Below are 17,762 nucleotides of genomic sequence, written 5' to 3'. Positions count from 1 at the left end.
ACAAGGGTAGATTGGCGTCTGGGCGAACCATCTTGTTCGGCCCTTGAGGATCAGAAGCATGGAATTTGAGTTCGGACCGCTGGCCATTATGGTCATGGCGCTGGGAGCGGGCGCCGTGGTCAAGGGCGCGACGGGCATGGGCCTGCCCCTGGTGGCGCTACCGGTACTCACCACCTTTTTCGGATTGCAGCACGCGGTGGGGCTGATGTGCGTGCCGCTGATCTTCACCAATGCCTGGCAGGTCTGGCGCTTTCGGGCTATTCGGCATGATGATCGCATGGCCTTCCTGCCGCTGTTCCTGGTCGGTGGCGCCGTGGGCATCGGCCTGGGCACCTGGGCCCTGACCAGCCTGCCGGAGCGGGCGCTGATACTGACATTGGGGGTGATACTGCTCGTCTATGTGGCCCTCCGCCTCGCCGCGCCCCACTTCGTGGTCGGGCCGGTGCTGGCCCGCCGCGCCGGCCCCCTGGCCGGCATGGGAGGGGGCATTTTGCAGGGGGCGACCGGCATTTCGGCGCCCATCGGGGTCACCTTCATCCATGCGATGTCGATGGACCGGGACGCCCACGTGTTTGCGGTCTCGACCATGTTCCTTCTTTACTCGGCGGTGCAACTGCCGGCACTGAGCATTGCGGGGGTGATGCAGCCGCAATGGCTGCTCGAGGGCTTTCTGGCGCTCATACCCATCATCATTTTCATGCCGCTTGGCCAGGCCATTGCTGGCAAGCTCAGCCGCAAGGCCTTTGACCGGATGATCCTGATTTTCCTCGGACTGATCGGGGTCAAAATGGTGCTCGGGCTCTAGGTAGCAGCCCCCGGTCCACTCAATTCGACCATAGATTCACAACGGAGCCGCTTGACGACACCGGTGTCGCTCATATAGGCAAGTAACTAATCAGTTACACCAAAAGCAGCGGCTTGGGAGGAATTCGAATGGCAGAGCAACGGCTTGGCATCATCATGCATGGCGTCACCGGGCGCATGGGTTACAATCAGCACCTGGTGCGCTCGATCCTGGCAATTCGCGATCAAGGCGGCATCACGCTCAAGAATGGCGACCGTCTGGTGGTCGATCCGATCATTGTCGGACGCGACGCTGACAAGATCGAGCGCCTCGCCAAGAAGCACAATATCGCTCGTTGGGGCAGCGATCTGGATGCGGCCCTTGCCAATCCCGAGGACACGATCTTTTTCGATGCCGGCACGACACTGATGCGCGCTGGCCTGCTCGAACGGGCGCTGGCCGCTGGCAAGCATGTGTATTGCGAAAAGCCGACCTCGGATGATCTCGAAATCGCCGTCAACCTCGCCAAGACTGCCCGCGCCTCGGGCCTCAAGCATGGCGTGGTGCAGGACAAGCTGTTCCTGCCGGGGCTGATGAAGATCAAGATGCTCAAGGATAGCGGCTTTTTCGGCGACATCCTCTCGGTGCGCGGCGAGTTCGGCTACTGGGTATTCGAGGGCGACTGGCAGAAGGCGCAGCGCCCCAGCTGGAACTATCGCAAGAACGATGGCGGCGGCATCATTCTCGATATGCTGTGTCACTGGCGCTATGTGCTCGACAATCTCTTCGGTGAAGTGCAGGCCGTCTCGTGCCTCGGCGCCACCCACATTCCCAAGCGCGTCGATGAAGCAGGCAAGTCCTTTGATTGCGACACCGATGACGCGGCCTATGCCACTTTCGAACTCGACGGCGGCGTGATCGCTCAGATTAATTCGAGCTGGACCACCCGCGTGCGCCGCGATGACCTCGTCACCTTCCATGTCGATGGCACCCATGGCTCGGCCGTGGCCGGGTTGCACAAATGCTGGACCCAGCATCGCGTCAACACGCCCAAGCCGGTATGGAACCCTGATCAGCCGCAGACCATGAATTTCTTCAATGACTGGGAAGAGGTTCCGGACAATTGGCCGGCCGACAATGGCTTCAAGGTGCAGTGGGAAATGTTCCTGCGCCATGTCGCCGAGGACGCGCCATGGGAATATGGCCTGGAAGCCGGCGCCAAGGGCGTACAGCTGGCCGAACTGGGTCTCAAGAGCTGGGCAGAACGCCGCTGGCTGGATGTTCCGAAGCTGGAGTTTTGAGGGTCTAGAACCTTTTCCATCCCGCCCACCGAGCGTCACCCCGGCCTAAGCCGGGGCGACGTTCGGAATGCCAAAGCATTGGGGACTGTCACCATGCCGAATATCAACCTACCCAATCCCGACCGCTCCGTAACGCCCTACACGTTGACGGGCGATCCGATTCCCTTCGTCAAGTTCAAGGCTACGGACTTTCCGCGCATCGCCTATTCGGCGGCCCATGTCGTGGCCGACCCTCTGGCGACCAACGACCCCTGGCTGACCCCCGCCATCGACTGGGACACGACGCTCAAATTCCGTCACCGCATGTGGGACCTGGGCCTTGGCGTGGCCGAAGCCATGGATACCGCCCAGCGCGGCATGGGGCTGACCTGGACCGAAGCGCAGGAGCTGATCCGGCGCTCCCAGGCAGAAGCCCGCACGCGCAGTGACGCGCTGATTGCCTATGGCGCTGGCACCGATCACCTCGCCCCCGGCCCCGACGTCAGCATTGACGACATAATGCGCGCCTATGACGAACAGGTCGGCTTTGTCGAGGGCGAAGGCGGCCGTGTGATCCTGATGGCCAGCCGGGCGCTGGCGGCGGCGGCAAAATCGCCGGACGACTATGCAAGGGTCTATGGCCATGTGCTCAGCCAGGTGAAGCAGCCGGTGATCATGCATTGGCTGGGCGAGATGTTCGATCCGGCATTGCAAGGCTATTGGGGCGATATCGACCACGACAAGGCGATGGATGTCTGCCTCGACGTCATCGCCGCCAATGCGGACAAGGTCGATGGCATCAAGATTTCGCTGCTGTCGGCGGAGAAGGAAATCGCCATGCGTCGCCGGCTTCCGGCGTCGGTGAAGATGTATACGGGCGATGATTTCAACTATGCCGAGCTGATCGCCGGCGACGATCAAGGGTATTCCCATGCCCTTCTTGGCATTTTCGACGCCATCGCCCCGGCCGCCTCCGCGGGCCTCGCAGCGCTCGGGCGTGGTGACAAAGCAGAGTTCTTCGACATTCTCGAACCCACGGTGCCGCTCAGCCGGCATATCTTTGCCGCGCCCACCCGCTTCTACAAAACGGGCGTGGTGTTCCTGGCCTATCTCAATGGCTTGCAGGACCATTTCGCCATGATCGGCGGACAGCAGTCGACCCGCTCGCTGCAGCATCTGGCTGAACTTTTCCGCCTGGCCGACAAGGCCCGCGTGCTGGCCGATCCGGATCTCGCCACCGCCCGCATGAAGGCCGTTCTCGCTTTCCATGGAGTGTCCGCATGAGTGCCGATACAGTCATCTCGCTGAACCTGGCCACCACCCGCCCGCAATGGGGCTTTGCCGAGGCCGTCGAGGGGTGCCTGCGCCATGGCATCACCGCCATCTCGCCCTGGCGCGACCAGATCGATGCCATCGGGCTCGATGAAGCCGCCCGCATTGTCCGCGAGAACAAGATCCGTGTCACTGGCGTGTGCCGCGGGGGCATGTTTCCCGGCGTCGACGCCGCTGACCGGCAGGCTCGGATCGACGACAATCTGCGCGCCATCGACCAGGCAGCAGCGCTCAATGCCGATTGCCTGGTGCTGGTGGTGGGCGGCCTGCCCGGCGCCTCCAAGGACTTGCCGGGCGCCCGTGAGCAGGTGACCGAAGGCATCGCTGCCATGCTGCCCCATGCCAAGGCCTCGGGCGTCAGGATTGCCATTGAGCCGCTCCACCCCATGTACACGGCAGACCGTGCCTGCGTGAACACGGTCGATCAGGCGCTCGATATTTGCGAGAAACTGGGAGAAACCGTCGGGGTGGCGCTGGATGTCTATCACATCTGGTGGGACCCCAACCTCGCCAATGCGATCGCCCGCGCCGGGCGGATGAAGCGCATCTTCGCCCACCATATCTGCGACTGGCTGGTGCCGACCCGCGACATGCTCAATGATCGCGGCATGATGGGCGACGGGGTCATTGACCTCAAGGCCATCCGCGCCATGATCGAGGCGGCCGGCTTTCATGGTCCGCAGGAAGTTGAGATCTTTTCGACCGAAGACTGGTGGAAGCGCCCCGGCGACGAGGTGCTCAGCACGATCAAGGAGCGGGTCGCGACGGTCTGCTAGATCGGCGACGGGGGATGCCAACAATCCAAAACAAAAAAGCCCCGGAAGATTCCGGGGCTTTGTCATTGGCAGCTATCGCTTACGAGACGCGCTCGTATTCGATGCTCGAGCACAGCAGCTGACAACCGGTGATCTTGAGGGTGTCGGCATCGATCAGCTCGACGATGGCCTTGGCACCACCGCCATTGAGCGAGATCTGGCCTTCCCAGGTGCCGGGAGCGGTCTGGGTGCCCTGGACAACCTGCTTGTCGACAAAGGTCAGGTTTTCTGCAGTGCGGCTGTCGCCCTGAATATCATTGAGCGTACCACACAGCTGGGTGCCGTCACCGCACAGCTCAAAGGTAAAGGTCGTGCCCCAGCGATCCTTCCAGACCCCATCGGGACTGGCGGCTGACTGGCCCAGGGCCGGAACAACAAGAGCCGTTGCGACGGCAGCGGCGGCAACAAAAGATTTCAGCATCATGATAATGCTCCATTAGTCGTCGCGCCCAGATCTGAGCTGTGCGCGCAAGATTGATAAAAAGCCCTTCAGAGAGCCAACGCCGGAGCCATGCTAACGTTGCGCAGAGTTTACCGGCGGAATGTCGCAGCCAACTCGATATGGGTTGACCATGCGAACTGATCGACAGCCAATAGATCACCCAAGATGAACCCGGCCTGAACAAGCATAGCGGCGTCGCGCGCAAAGCTGCGCGGATCGCAGGCTACTATGACCACGTGGCCCACTTTGGAGAGCGCGATCTCCTTGATCTGCGCCTCGGCACCGGCCCGGGGTGGGTCCAGCACCACGGTATCAAAGTTTAATTCGAAGCGGGTGAGAGGATCGCGAAACAGGTCGCGCGCCCTGCCGGTCACCGTCTTCAGGCCCCTGGTGTGGCGCACCGCCTTGTCGAGTGCAGCAATGCCGGGTTTGTCGCTGTCGGCAGCATAGACGGGGGCATTTTCGGCCAGGCGCAGGGCAAAGGGGCCGATGCCGCAGAACAGGTCTGCCACGGTTTTCGCCTTGCCCACCGCGCCGACGACATAGTCCGCGAGCACGCTTTCAGCCTCGGCGGTGGCCTGGAGGAAGCTGCCGATGGGCAGGTCGACTTCGGAGCGACCCATGGTGATCGACGGCTGCTGGCGCAGATAGATCATCTCGCGCTCCAGTGCCAGCCGGGCAAGGCCGAGGCTATTGGCGAGCGGCACCAGCTTTTCGGCGCGCACGCCCTTGGGGGCCCTGCGGATGCCCACGTCAATGCCGGCATTGGTGGCAGTGAAACTGATATCGCATTCGCCGATAGCGGCACCCAATGTCCTGGCAATATCGGGCGCGCGGCTGAGCGCAGGCACCAGGATCGGGCATGCATCGAGGTCGAGCAGGTCGTGGCTTCTGAGGCGCATATAGCCCGCTGCATCTCGGCGCGCATGCAGGGTCGCGCGGCGGCGGCCGGCGCCATGGGCGGTCACGAAGCGCTCGACCCTCGCCTCGATGCCGACATGGCGCAGCGGGCCTTCCACCAGACCGGTCTTGAAGGCGGCGTAGCTCGGCGCGTCCAGATGCTGCAACTGGCACCCGCCACAGGTTCCGAAATGCGAGCAGAAGGGTTTTGCGCGGTTCGCGGCAGGGGTCATGACTTCCAACAGCGTGCCGCGCTCGCCCTCGATCATCATTGCCACGGTTTCACCGGGCAGGGCGAAGGGCACGAAGACCTTGCGGCCATCCACCGTGACGACGCCTTCGCCCTTGTGGCCGAGACTTTCGATAATGGCGGTGATGGTCATGGTAGGGCCCTGACAGACAGAAGCCCGATGATTGCTCATCGGGCTCCCGGCTTGCTGCTTAACTTGGGGGTCTCAGACTTGCTGAACCGCTTCCACGCCCGGCACGAAATGGCGGAGCAGGTTCTCGATGCCGTTCTTGAGCGTGGCGGTGGAGGACGGGCAGCCCGAGCAGGCACCCTGCATGTGCAGGAACACCGTGCCTTCCTTGAAGCCCTTGAAGATGATGTCGCCGCCATCCATGGCGACGGCCGGGCGCACTCGCGTGGCCAGCAATTCTTTGATGACCTCGACCATTTCCTTGTCATCCTCGTCGAAGAACTCCTCGCCGTCCCCCATGTCGGGTTCGAGCATATTGCCTTCGGCGATCACCGGCTTGCCGGACAGAAAATGGTCCATGATAACGCCAAGAATGGCCGGCTTGATATGGGCCCAATTGGTGTCATCCTTGGTCACCGAAATGAAATCGGACCCCAGGAATACGCCCGTAACGCCGGAAATAGCGAACAGGCCCGTAGCCAGCGGAGAGGCCGCTGCGGCTTCGATGGAGCGGAAATCCCGCGGCTCACCAACCAGCACTTCGCGGCCCGGCAGAAATTTCAGGGTCGCCGGATTGGGCGTGGCTTCGGTCTGGATGAACATGAGACTTCCCCGCAAAATGCGATTAGAATGTTTCTAAAATAGACTTTTGCGGTCAGGATGCAATAGGCGATTGCGCGTCTCGCTCATTCGCCGCAACGCCCGCGACACCGCCATTGGAGCGTAGCTCATCCTGCTGATCCAAAGTCGGTCCACCGGACCGATTTGCCCACGCAAGCGGGCCGGTCAGCAGATCGCGATGACTTCTTCGTCGCTCATGCGGCCCGGAACGATGGTCAGCGGGATGGGCAGCACATTGGCGCGCGCTGCGAAGTGGGTAACCAGCGGTCCGGGGCCTTCGGGCGATTTGGACGCCGCCAGCACCAGAATGGCGATGCCGTGATCCTTGTCGATGACCCGCTCGATCTGCTCGGGACCATTGCCTTCGCGGATCACCGATTCGGCACGCACGTCGCCGATTTCCTTGATGCGAGCCATGCGCCGGTCGAGATTGCGCTCGGCCTCCTCGACAGCCTCGGCCCGCAGCACGTCCTCGACCCCGAGTCCGATGAATTCGGGCTGCGGGATGACGGTCATCAGCACCACGGTACCGCCGGTGCGCTTGACCCGCCAGGCGGCAAAGGTGAGGGCGCGGTCACATTCCTCGGTCTCGTCGATGACGACGAGGAATTTGCGCTTGTATTCAACCTGCGAAACCAAAGACACCTCCAGGTTCAAACTAGCGAACGAAGCCGACGATCTTGCGCACATCGGCCATAATGGGCCGGGCGATGTCGCGGGCACGCTCGGCTCCATCGCGCAATATCTTGTCCATCTCGCCCCGATCGGCAATGAGGCGCTTCATTTCCTCGGCGATGGGCGACAGCTTGGTCACGGCCAGCTCTGCCAAGGCCGGCTTGAACACGCCCCAGCCCTGGCCGCCGAACTCGCCCAGCACGTCATCGACGCTGCGGTTGGAAAGGGCGGCATAAATGCCCACGAGATTCTCCGCCTCAAGGCGCCCGGACAGGCCCGCGGCCTCGCTGGGCAGTGCATCGGCATCGGTCGTGGCGCGCTTGATCTTTTTTGCAATGAGATCCGCGTCGTCCATCATGTAGATGGTCGACAGGTCTGAAGCATCGGACTTGCTCATCTTCTTTGCCCCGTCCTTGAGCGATTTAACGCGCATGGCCGGGCCGGTTGCAAGGGTTTCGGTGATGGGGAAGAACTCGCCCTTCACACCCAGCGCCTTGATCTGCTTTTTGAAGTCGTGGTTGAACTTCTTGGCGATGTCGCGCGTCAGTTCCAGGTGCTGCTTCTGGTCCTCGCCCACCGGCACGCCGGTAGCCTTATAGAGCAGGATGTCCGCCGCCATCAGCGAGGGATAGGCAAACAGGCCCAGTGACACCTGCTCGCTGTTTTCGCCGGCCTTGTCCTTGAACTGGGTCATGCGGGCCATCCAGCCCATGCGTGCCACGCAATTGAAGACCCAGCTCAGTTCGGCATGTTCCATCACCTGGGACTGGTTAAAGATGATGGAGCGCGTGGGATCGACGCCGGCTGCGATATAGGCGGCAGCGATCTCATAGGTCCAGCGCTGCAAATCCTCGGGGTCCTGCCAGACGGTGATGGCATGCATGTCGACCACGCAATAGATGGTTTCATGCGTGTCCTGGAGCGGCACAAAACGGCGGATGGCACCGAGATAATTGCCAAGATGCAGGTCGCCCGAAGGCTTGATACCGGAAAAGACGCGGGGGCTGAACGTCATGATGCCCTTTACCAATAAGACGAGAATTCAGGCGCTCGTTCTATACGGGCGCACGTCGATTGGAAACCGCCTAGCCGCGTCGCAGGCGACGGAGCAACACTCCCAGCCGCTGCGTGCCGGTAATGTGGGCGAGGGTGAAATAGGTCGCCAGTCCGAAGATCACCAGCGCCGCCACCACAAGGGTCTGACGCCAAAGCGGTACGCCGCTGGCGAGATGGGCGGCGCCCTGATCGGCCAATAGAAGGAGCGCGCCGCCCATGACCAGGCTGATCATCACAATCGCCGATTGCGCTCGCCATTGCGGCCCGGTCAGGCGGAAATGCCCCCGCCAGGCGAGAGTACCGGCCAGCAGCAGCACATTGAGCCAGGACGAGGCGGCGGTGGCGATGGCGATGCCGACATGAAGGAGCGTGGGAAACAGAAAGAGCGAAATGGCGATATTGGCGACGACGCTGATCCCCGCAAAGATGGTGGGGGTCATCGTGTCCTCGCGGGCAAAAAAGCCCGGCTGCAGCACGCGGATGAGCACATAGGCGGGCAGGCCGGCCGAGAAGGCGACCAGCGCCTCGGCGGTCTGCTGTGTCGCAAGGGCATTGAAGGCGCCGCGCTCGAAGAGAACCCGGACGATGGGTTCGGCCAGAGCAATCAGCGCCACTGCGGCAGGCAAGGTCAGCAGCATGGAGACGAACAGCGCCTGGTCTTGGCTCTGGCGGGCCTCGAGGGCCCGGCCACCCTTTAAATGCCGGCTGAGTTCGGGCAGCAGCACCGTGCCGATGGCTATGCCGATAATGCCCAACGGCAGCTGGTAGAGCCTATCGGCATAGGAGAGCACCGAAATGGCATTGTCGGCGCCCGAGGCGATGATGGTGCCCACGAAAATATTGATCTGGGTAATGCCGCCCGCCAGGATCGCCGGAATGGCCAACATCCAGAAGCGGCGCACTTCCGGATCGAGGCGCGGCAGGCGCAGCGATGGCCGGAAGCCCGAGCGCTCGATCGCCACAAAGACCAGCAGCAATTGCGCCAATCCGCCGGCCAGGGTGGCGAGGGCCACCCAGACAGTCGCCTCGGCCGGCGTCTGCACGAACCAGAGCGCCAGAGGCACCAACACCGCTATGGTCACCAGGTTCAGCAGTACCGGGGCAAAGGCGGCGGCAAAGAATCGCCCCAGCGTATTGAGAATGGCGCCATAGGCCGCCATCAGTGACATGCAGGCGAGATAGGGAAACATGATCCGCGTCAACAGCACGGTGAGGTCGAACTTTTCGGGGTCGTCGACAAAGCCGGGCACGAAGGCGCGCATGATCTGCGGCATGAAGATTTCGGCCAGGACTGTCACCACGATCAGCATGGCCACCAGCCAGCTCATGATGCGGGCAGCCAGCAGTTTTGCTCCCTCTGCGCCCTCGCGCTCCAGGGCACCGGAAAACATCGGCACGAAGGCGGTGTTGAAGGCCCCCTCGGCAAACAGGCGCCGGAACAGGTTGGGAAAGCGGAAGGCGGCAAAGAACGCGTCGGCGGTCGGGCCGGTGCCCAGCACCGCGGCCATCAGTGCGTCGCGCACGAAGCCTGCAAGGCGGCTGAGCAGGGTGAGCGAGCCGACGGAAACGAAATTGCGGAAGAGGCTCACCGCTGGCCCCTACCCATTGACCACCTTCTTATCCTCCACCGGTCGCTTGAACACATTCATCAGCGCGTCGTGGATCTTCTTCTGGCGGGCCTTGACGTGAATTTTCTGGGCCGTGAGGTCGGTGACATAGAAAACGTCCACGGCCTTTTCGCCATAGGTGCCGATATGGGCTGAGCCAATGGTGAGGTTGAGATCGGAGATTTCGCGGGTCAGCGCATAAAGCAGGCCAATACGGTCAAGACCGGAGACCTCGATGACGGTGAATTTTTCCGAGATGGCGTTGGAGACCGAAACTTGCGCCGGCAGGGAAAAGGGCCGCAGGCGCTTGTTGTAGCGACTCTCCTTGCCGAGATCGATCAGCACGGTCCGCTTGCCCTGGAGCAGTTGTTTGACCGTATCGATGATGCGGGTGGCGCGGACTTTTTCGTCTTCATCCGAGGTGAAGGAGCGCTTCAAACGGAAGGTGTCGATGGCGCGGCCATCGCGAGTCGAGAAAATCTGTGCCCCGATGATCGAGGCATCCTGCATGGTACAGGCGCCGGCGATCAGCGAAAGCAGGCGCGGGTGATCGGGCGTATAGAAGCTGACCTCGGTAATGCCCTCGAATGCCTTGATCCGGATCGAACCGGCAAAGGGTTGGTCGGTGCTGTCGGCATTGCGGATCATGCGGGCGTGTTCCACCTGCAATTCCGGCTCGGCACGCAGCCAGTAATGATCATAGTGGCGCGCGGTATAGGCCTCGACATCGGCCGGCGGCCAGCCAGAGAGGGCTTCGCTCAGCGCCTTGCGGGCGGCATTGACGCGGTCGGACTGGCTGACCTGGCTATGCCCGCCCGAGAGCAGCGGCTCGGTGGCGAAATAGAGCGCTCGCAGCAGGCTCCCCTTCCACCCCGTCCAGGTGCCCGGGCCCACCGCGCGGATATCGCAGGCGGTGAGAATCATCAGCAGCGCCAGGCGCTGGGGCGATTGCACCACATCGGCAAAGGCCTTGGCGGTTTCGGGATCCTGGATGTCGCGCGCCTGGGCGATTTCGCTCATCAGGAGGTGATATTCGATCAGCCAGGAGACCGTGTCGGTCTCCGCTTCGTTGAGGCCGAAGCGAGGGCACAGTCTCTTGGCAATGCGCGCCCCGGCTATGGAGTGGTCCTCGGGGCGGCCCTTGGCGATGTCGTGGAGGAACAAGGCCACATAGAGCAGGCGGGTATCGTTGAGCTGGGGTAGCAATTCGTGGGTCAGCGGCAATTCGTTGCGCAACCCGCCGCTGGCGATCTCGGCCATGACCCCGACTGAGCGGATCAGATGCTCATCCACCGTAAAGTGATGGTACATGTTGAACTGCATCAGGGCGACGATCTTGCCGAAATCAGGCACGAACTTTCCGAGCACGCCGCTCTCGTTCATCTGCCGCAGGATGCGCTCGACATAGCCGGCATTGGTCAGGATGGTGAGGAAATGCGCATTGGCCTTTGAGTCGTTGCGCAAGCTATTGTCGATCAGCCGCAGGCTATTTCGGATATGCTTGATGGCATCGGGGTGGAACAGCAATTCCTCGCGGCCCGCGACCATGAAGGCGCGGATGATATTGACCGGGTCCTTTTCGAACACGTCTGGGGCGACGATGTTGAGACGGCCGGTATCGACCAGAAAGGCGGTCTCGCCCTTGATTTTCGTCTTGCCCGAACGGAATGGGGCCAGCACCCGCCCGACCAGGTCCATATCCTTGGCGTGGTGGAATTCGAGGCTGGCACATATGATGCGGGTCAGGTCACCCACATCCTTGGCGACGAGAAAATAGCGCTTCATGAAGCGCTCGACCCCCAGCATGCCCAGGCGCTCGGCATAGCCCATACGGCGCGCCAACTCTGGCTGCATGTCGAAAGTCAGTTTCTCATCGGCGCGACCGGTAACGAAATGCAGGTGGCAACGCACGGCCCAGAGGAAGTCCTCGGCCCGCGAGAACAGCCTGTACTCGGCGGCGCTCAGCACCTGCTTGCCGACCAGTTCATGGCTGGTCTTGACCGAAAAGAAGTATTTCCCGATCCAGAACAGGGTGTTGAGGTCCCTTAGCCCCCCTTTGCCATCCTTGATATTGGGCTCGACCACATAGCGGGTATTGCCCATCTGCTTGTGGCGCTCGTCCCGCTCGGCCATTTTGGCAGCGATGAATTCGGGGCCGGTGCGGGGCATGATCTCGTTTTCGAACCGGTGCGTCAGCTGGTCGTAGAGCGCCTTGTCGCCGGTGAGGAATCGGGCTTCCAGCGTGGCGGTGCGCACCGTCATGTCGGCGCGGGCCATGCGGATGCATTCATCCACCGAGCGCACGGCATGGCCGACTTTCTGGCCCAGATCCCAAAGCATATAGAGGATATACTCGGTAACTTGCTCGCCCCAAGGGGTCTGCTTGTAGGGCAGGATGAACAGCAGATCGATGTCGGAACCGGGCGCCAACGTGCCGCGCCCATAGCCGCCTACGGCGGAAAGCGCGATGGCCTCTGCGCCGGAGGGATTGTCAACCGGATAGACGCGCGTGGTGGCGAAGCGGTGCACGGCGATGATGATTTCATCCTGGGCCGCGGAAATGTTCTGGGCACAGCGCGTCCCCTTGCCATTGGCCAGGAGCTCGACCTCGGCGCTCTTGCGGCCATCAGCCAGCGTCTGGCGGATATAAGCCAGCACCGCCGCCCGCGCCGTGGGCGAGCGGGCAGGTTCGTCGCCCAGTAGGACGTCTAACTCCGCCAGAATGGTGTCGGCGGTCTTGAGCGCGAACTGTGCCTTCTTGGGCTTGGCCTCAGCTTCGGCGAGCATCATCGCGGAGTTTCTTCAACTGATAGAGCGCCTCGATGGCCTGCCGCGGCGTCATCTCGTCGGGGCGGACGGCATCGAGCGCTTCGTGAATGGGGTCCTTGCCTTTTGGAGCCGGGGCGGGCTGATGGGCAAAGAGCGGCAAATCGTCTAGCACGCTGGCTTTCTGGCTGGAAGAGGCGGTGCCCGCCGAGCGCTGTTCGAGCACGTCGAGAACCTGTCTGGCACGGGCAATGACCGGCTCAGGCAGGCCCGCCAGCCGCGCTACCTGGATACCATAGGACCGGTCGGCGGCTCCTGGACCCACTTCATGAAGGAAAACCACCTCGCCCTCCCATTCGCGCACCTTCATGGTGACATTGGCGACACGGGTGAGGGTTTTGGCGAGACTGGTCAATTCGTGGAAATGGGTGGCGAAGAGTGCACGGCAGCCGGTGGTTTCATGCAGAGCCTCGACCGCTGCCCAGGCGATGGAGAGCCCGTCAAAGGTTGCCGTGCCGCGACCGATTTCGTCGAGCACCACTAAGGACCGCCGCGTGGCGCGATTGAGGATGGCGGCGGTCTCAACCATTTCCACCATGAAGGTCGAGCGGCCATGAGCGATATCGTCGCTGGCGCCAACACGAGAGAAGAGCCGGTCCACCACGCCAATATGGGCGCTGTCGGCCGGCACATAGCACCCCATCTGCGCCAGGATGGCGATCAGCGCGTTCTGCCTGAGGAAGGTCGACTTACCACCCATGTTGGGACCGGTGACCAGCCAGAGCGACCCGCCGCCGATCTCCTCGCTGCCCGAAAGGTCGGCGTCATTGGCGACAAAGCTCTGGCCCTCGGCCTTGACCATCAATTCCACTACCGGATGACGTCCCCCGGAAATGGCGAAAGCAAGGCTGTCATCCACCTGCGGGCGGCAATAGAAGCGCAGGGCCGACACTTCTGCGAGAGCGGCGGTGACGTCGAGTTCGGCGAGGGCATCGGCGAGCCCCTGCAATTGGGCAGTCAGTGCCAGCGCCGCGTCGCGGAGGCGCGCAAAGATCCCCAGTTCGATGGCCAGCGCCGCATCCTGCGCCTTGGCAATGCGCCCTTCCAGTTCGGCCAGTTCGGTGGTGGTGAAGCGCATGGCATTGGCCAGCGTCTGGCGGTGGATGAAGATCTCGCGGTGCGGGGCTTCGAGCAGCCGCTGCCCATGGGCCGCCGGGACTTCGACGAAAAAGCCCAAGACGCCATTGTGCCTGATCTTGAGGGATTTGAGATCGGTCTCATCCACGAGCCTCGCCTGAAGGGCCGCGACGACGGCGCGGGTCTCGCGGCCAAGGGCGCGTTCTTCGTCGAGCGTCCCATCATAGGCCGGGCGGACAAAGCCGCCGTCGCGCACCAGCAGCGGCAATTCATCATCGAGGGCCAGGCCCAGCTCGCTCGCAAGGGCGCGCGGTGCCGCTGCGAGGGTTTGCGCCAGCGCCGTCAGCACCGGCGGCAGGTCGGGCTGCCTGCCCAGATGCCCCGCCAGGTCCAGCGCGGCGCCGACAGCCTTGCCTATGGCGCTGAGGTCGCGCGGGCCACCGCGCTCCAGCGCCAGGCGCGACAGGGCCCGGGCAAGGTCCGGCACGACCTTGAGATCGGCCCGGAGCCTTGCGCGCAACAGCGTGTCCTCGACCAGCCGGCCCACGGCGTCGAGACGCGCATTGATGGCGCCGGCTTCACGCAGGGGTGCGGCAAGTCGGCTGGCGAAGAGGCGGGCGCCGGGGGCGGTGACCGTGAGGTCGATGGAGTGACGTAGCGAACCCCTGGCCTGCCCGCGCTGGGTCTGGAGGATTTCAAGGCTCGAGCGTGTCGCCGCGTCGATGGCCATGACGGTATCGGCGGGATTGCTCTGGGGCGGGCGCAGCGGCGCGGTGCGGCCCTTCTGGCTTTCTCCGACATAGGCCACCAGGGCCCCAAGGGCGGCGCGACCGGCGCGGCTGAGGGCGCTTGGATCGAAGCGGTCTGCCGGAAAGGCCGCGCGCAGTACGGGAAGCGCGGCCTCGCTATCGGCCATTTCGGGGGGGATCGCGGTGGCGATCCCGGCCCAGGCCGGGGCAAAGAGATGCTGGTTGACCAGGGCAGCGCGGGTTGCATCGGCCAGAATGAGCTCGGCCGGAGCGATGCGCGCCATTTCGTCAGCCAGGACGGCACTGGGCAGATCGGAGACGAAGGTTTCTCCGGTGGAGATATCGGCCCAGGCCAGGGCGAAATCGGTGTCGCCATGACGCACCATGGCCAGGGCCGCCAAGTAGTTGGAAGACCGCGCGTCGAGGTGATCGTCTTCGGTCAGGGTGCCGGGCGTGACCAGGCGCACCACATCGCGCTTAACCACCGATTTACTGCCGCGCTTTTTCGCCTCCGCCGGGTCCTCGACCTGCTCGCAGATGGCAACGCGATGGCCGAGCCGGATCAGCTTGTTGAGATAATCATTGGCGGCGTGAATGGGCACGCCGCACATCTGGATGTCTTCGCCCAGATGCTTGCCGCGCTTGGTCAGCACGATGCCGAGGGCGGCGCTGGCGATTTCGGCGTCCTCGAAGAACAGCTCGTAGAAGTCGCCCATGCGATAGAACAGCAGGTAGCCGGGATTAACGGCCTTGATCTCGAAATATTGCGCCATCATCGGCGTCAACGCCGCAGGTGCGGCGCCGCTGGGGGCCTCGAAGGGGGTCTGGTCCATGGGCGCTAAGCGGTCAGGGCTCGAAAATGAACCCGGACCTTAGGCGGTTCGCGCACAAAATCCAACCGGCAGAACGCAACTTTGCCCGTCCCTTCGCCGCGGTGCTCAACTGCCCCGAATGATCGAGGCCGGCTCCACCAGCTTGCGGTAGAGATGCCAGGTGGCGTGGCCGAAAATGGGCAATATCACGGCCAGACCCACAAAGAGCGGAAGCGATGCCAGGAAGATGCCGGCACCGACGATCAAGCCCCAGGCAAAAAGCGGCACGCGATTGTAGATCACGGCCCGGAACGAGGTCTCAACCGCTACATAGGCGCCCACATCGCGGTCGAGCAGCAGTGGGAAGGCGATAACGCTGGTGCAGAGGACAATGAGCGCAAAGAGTGCGCCCAGACCCGTGCCGACGGCCATCAGGGTCATGCCAGCGGGATCATTGGCGACCTGGGTCAGAAGGGCCATCAGCGTGCGTGGCGGCGCGGCGCCGAACAGGCTCTCATAGAGCGCCTGGGCGCTGGTGAGCCAGAGAGTGAACAGCACGAAGAGCACGGCACCCACCGCCAGGATGGATCCCATGGCGGGCGATCTGAGGACGCTTGCGGCGTCCCGCCAAGTGGGATCTTCGCCGCGCTCCAGCCGACGCGACACCTCGTAGAGCGGCAGGGCGGCAATGGGCCCGAGCAGTGCGAAACCGCCGATCAGCGGATAGAGCAGGGTCCAGGCGTGCCAGCCGTTCATCCATACGGTCAGAACGATACCGATGACAGGGTAGATGAGCATGAGCAGGACATAATGACTGGGCCTGGCCCAGAAATCGGCGGCGCCGCGCCGCAGCACCTCGCCAAGATCGGAGAGGGTAATGGTCCGGATGACCGGCATGTCCAGCTTTTCGCCGGCACCTGCCATGATATGCATGCGGGTCATGGTCAACGCTCCTCCGTACTCTTCTGGAGGCCGCAAACTGTGCGAGAGCGCATGACCGGCGCGAGACGCAATATTTGCGACCGCTTGTGAGGAGAGATTACGCCCGGAACCGGAGGCTGTCGCCCCCGGTTCCGATAAATGTGATCAGGCCTTCGCGAGGGCCTGATCAATGTCGGCGAGGATGTCGTCGATATGTTCGATACCGACCGAGATGCGGACCAGGTCCTCCGAGACACTGGCCTTTGCCAGCTCTTCGGGAGAAAGCTGGCGATGAGTCGTGGATGCGGGATGGCAAGCCAGAGACTTGGCATCGCCGATATTGACCAGCCGCAGGATCATTTCCAATGCATCGATGAAGCGGCCACCGGCTTCCTTGCCGCCCTTGATCCCAAAGGAAAGTATACCTGAGCCGGAACCCTTCGATATTTTCGCGGCGACCGCGTGGTAGGGGCTATCGTCCAGCCCGGCATAGTTGACCCATTCGACCTTGGGGTGCGCCTTGAGGTGCTGAGCAACCTTGAGCGCGTTGTCGCAGTGGCGCTCCATGCGCAGACCAAGCGTTTCAAGTCCCTGCAATATGAGAAATGCATTCATTGGAGACAGGGCCGCCCCAGTATTGCGCAGCGGCGCCACGCGAGCCCGTCCGATATAGGCCGCGGGCCCCAGCGCTTCGGTATAAACCACGCCATGATAGGACGGATCGGGTTCGTTCAGGATCGGGAATCGCTTGGCATTGGCCTTCCAATCGAACTTGCCGCTATCGACGATGACACCGCCAATAGATGTGCCATGCCCGCCAATGTACTTGGTGAGCGAATGCACGACGATATCGGCGCCAAAATCGAATGGCCGGGTCAGGTAGGGCGTTGCCACTGTATTGTCCACGATCACCGGCACGCCATGGCGGTGGGCAATCTCGACGATCTTTTCGATGTCCACCACATTGCCGGCAGGGTTGCCGATCGACTCGAGAAAAACCGCCTTGGTTTTATCGTCGATAGCCTTTTCAAAGCCCTCGTAATCGTCATGGCTAACCAGGCGCGTCTCGATACCTTGGCGCGGGAAGCTATGGACAAACAAATTGTAGGTGCCGCCATAGAGCTGGGAAATAGAAACGATGTTGTCGCCAACCCCCGCAATTGTCTGGATTGCGTAGGTGATCGCTGCCATGCCCGAAGCAACACCCAGGGCGGCAATGCCGCCTTCCATTTCTGCAATACGCGATTCGAGAACGGCCGTGGTGGGGTTCATGATGCGCGTATAGATATTGCCCGCGACCTTCAGGTCGAACAGGTCCGCGCCGTGCTGGGTGTCATCGAATGTGTATGAGGTGGTCTGGTAGATCGGAACGGCGGCCGCCTTGGTGGTGGCTTCCGATTCGTATCCGTGGTGCAGGGCGATGGATTCTAGCTTCATGTTTGGCTC

Annotated in this window: 14 protein-coding genes; 4 read left to right on the top strand and 10 right to left on the bottom strand. The window is 62.5% G+C overall.

Going from position 1 to position 17,762, the window contains the following annotated elements; genetic code table 11:
• Positions 1-58: 58 nt before the first annotated feature.
• The 4 genes from ACXYMS_RS14330 to ACXYMS_RS14315 all read left to right on the top strand — a co-directional run bounded on the left by ACXYMS_RS14330 (position 59) and on the right by ACXYMS_RS14315 (position 4,172).
• Positions 59-805: a sulfite exporter TauE/SafE family protein gene (locus tag ACXYMS_RS14330; RefSeq protein ID WP_458907355.1), complete on the top strand. Its 747-nt coding sequence runs from the start codon at positions 59-61 to the stop codon at positions 803-805.
• 128 nt (positions 806-933) lie between these two features.
• Entirely contained in the window at positions 934-2,085 is a 1,152-nt protein-coding gene (locus ACXYMS_RS14325; RefSeq protein WP_458907353.1) for a Gfo/Idh/MocA family protein, read from the top strand.
• Between the two features lie 93 nt (positions 2,086-2,178).
• Entirely contained in the window at positions 2,179-3,348 is a 1,170-nt protein-coding gene (locus ACXYMS_RS14320; RefSeq protein WP_458907351.1) for a dihydrodipicolinate synthase family protein, read from the top strand.
• Positions 3,345-4,172 (top strand): sugar phosphate isomerase/epimerase family protein, encoded by an 828-nt coding sequence (locus ACXYMS_RS14315; RefSeq protein ID WP_458907349.1) that lies wholly within the window; start codon positions 3,345-3,347, stop codon positions 4,170-4,172. Before ACXYMS_RS14320 ends, ACXYMS_RS14315 begins: the two co-directional genes overlap by 4 nt.
• A gap of 79 nt (positions 4,173-4,251) precedes the next feature.
• Here ACXYMS_RS14315 and ACXYMS_RS14310 read toward each other — a convergent pair whose 3' ends face one another.
• The 10 genes from ACXYMS_RS14310 to ACXYMS_RS14265 all read right to left on the bottom strand — a co-directional run bounded on the left by ACXYMS_RS14310 (position 4,252) and on the right by ACXYMS_RS14265 (position 17,753).
• Positions 4,252-4,635 (bottom strand): hypothetical protein, encoded by a 384-nt coding sequence (locus ACXYMS_RS14310; protein ID WP_458907347.1) that lies wholly within the window; start codon positions 4,633-4,635, stop codon positions 4,252-4,254.
• Between the two features lie 107 nt (positions 4,636-4,742).
• Positions 4,743-5,936, bottom strand: a complete 1,194-nt coding sequence (locus ACXYMS_RS14305) for a class I SAM-dependent RNA methyltransferase (protein WP_458907345.1) — start codon at positions 5,934-5,936, stop codon at positions 4,743-4,745.
• 72 nt (positions 5,937-6,008) lie between these two features.
• Positions 6,009-6,575: a NifU family protein gene (locus ACXYMS_RS14300; RefSeq protein ID WP_458907343.1), complete on the bottom strand. Its 567-nt coding sequence runs from the start codon at positions 6,573-6,575 to the stop codon at positions 6,009-6,011.
• Between the two features lie 183 nt (positions 6,576-6,758).
• Positions 6,759-7,232: a universal stress protein gene (locus tag ACXYMS_RS14295; RefSeq protein ID WP_458907341.1), complete on the bottom strand. Its 474-nt coding sequence runs from the start codon at positions 7,230-7,232 to the stop codon at positions 6,759-6,761.
• A 19-nt stretch (positions 7,233-7,251) separates the two neighbouring features.
• On the bottom strand, positions 7,252-8,286 hold the full coding sequence (gene trpS, locus ACXYMS_RS14290) for a tryptophan--tRNA ligase (RefSeq protein WP_458907802.1): 1,035 nt from the start codon (positions 8,284-8,286) through the stop codon (positions 7,252-7,254).
• A gap of 67 nt (positions 8,287-8,353) precedes the next feature.
• Positions 8,354-9,913: a murein biosynthesis integral membrane protein MurJ gene (murJ, locus tag ACXYMS_RS14285; protein WP_458907339.1), complete on the bottom strand. Its 1,560-nt coding sequence runs from the start codon at positions 9,911-9,913 to the stop codon at positions 8,354-8,356.
• A 9-nt stretch (positions 9,914-9,922) separates the two neighbouring features.
• The gene (locus ACXYMS_RS14280) at positions 9,923-12,721 is read right to left on the bottom strand and encodes a [protein-PII] uridylyltransferase (protein WP_458907338.1); all 2,799 of its coding nucleotides are present in this window, start codon (positions 12,719-12,721) and stop codon (positions 9,923-9,925) included.
• Positions 12,702-15,416 (bottom strand): DNA mismatch repair protein MutS, encoded by a 2,715-nt coding sequence (mutS, locus tag ACXYMS_RS14275; RefSeq protein WP_458907336.1) that lies wholly within the window; start codon positions 15,414-15,416, stop codon positions 12,702-12,704. Before mutS ends, ACXYMS_RS14280 begins: the two co-directional genes overlap by 20 nt.
• Before the next feature lie 105 nt (positions 15,417-15,521).
• Complete coding sequence (locus tag ACXYMS_RS14270; protein WP_458907334.1) at positions 15,522-16,337, bottom strand: DUF2189 domain-containing protein; 816 nt, start codon at positions 16,335-16,337, stop codon at positions 15,522-15,524.
• A 144-nt stretch (positions 16,338-16,481) separates the two neighbouring features.
• Entirely contained in the window at positions 16,482-17,753 is a 1,272-nt protein-coding gene (locus ACXYMS_RS14265) for an O-acetylhomoserine aminocarboxypropyltransferase/cysteine synthase family protein (RefSeq protein ID WP_458907332.1), read from the bottom strand.
• Between the last annotated feature and the right edge of the window lie 9 nt (positions 17,754-17,762).

The sequence above is a fragment of the Devosia sp. CAU 1758 genome, from assembly GCF_054482695.1.
The sequence above is the reverse complement of the archived record's forward strand: the minus strand, read 5'-3'. Positions and strand labels throughout refer to the sequence as shown.

Excerpts from the sequence above, each read along its gene's own strand:
- ACXYMS_RS14330 (WP_458907355.1), top strand. The coding sequence starts at position 59 with ATGGAATTTGAGTTCGGACCGCTGGCCATTATGGTCATGGCGCTGGGA.
- ACXYMS_RS14325 (WP_458907353.1), top strand. The coding sequence starts at position 934 with ATGGCAGAGCAACGGCTTGGCATCATCATGCATGGCGTCACCGGGCGC.
- ACXYMS_RS14320 (WP_458907351.1), top strand. The coding sequence starts at position 2,179 with ATGCCGAATATCAACCTACCCAATCCCGACCGCTCCGTAACGCCCTAC.
- ACXYMS_RS14315 (WP_458907349.1), top strand. The coding sequence starts at position 3,345 with ATGAGTGCCGATACAGTCATCTCGCTGAACCTGGCCACCACCCGCCCG.
- ACXYMS_RS14310 (WP_458907347.1), bottom strand. The coding sequence starts at position 4,635 with ATGATGCTGAAATCTTTTGTTGCCGCCGCTGCCGTCGCAACGGCTCTT.
- ACXYMS_RS14305 (WP_458907345.1), bottom strand. The coding sequence starts at position 5,936 with ATGACCATCACCGCCATTATCGAAAGTCTCGGCCACAAGGGCGAAGGC.
- ACXYMS_RS14300 (WP_458907343.1), bottom strand. The coding sequence starts at position 6,575 with ATGTTCATCCAGACCGAAGCCACGCCCAATCCGGCGACCCTGAAATTT.
- ACXYMS_RS14280 (WP_458907338.1), bottom strand. The coding sequence starts at position 12,721 with ATGATGCTCGCCGAAGCTGAGGCCAAGCCCAAGAAGGCACAGTTCGCG.
- mutS (WP_458907336.1), bottom strand. The coding sequence starts at position 15,416 with ATGGACCAGACCCCCTTCGAGGCCCCCAGCGGCGCCGCACCTGCGGCG.
- ACXYMS_RS14270 (WP_458907334.1), bottom strand. The coding sequence starts at position 16,337 with ATGACCCGCATGCATATCATGGCAGGTGCCGGCGAAAAGCTGGACATG.
- ACXYMS_RS14265 (WP_458907332.1), bottom strand. The coding sequence starts at position 17,753 with ATGAAGCTAGAATCCATCGCCCTGCACCACGGATACGAATCGGAAGCC.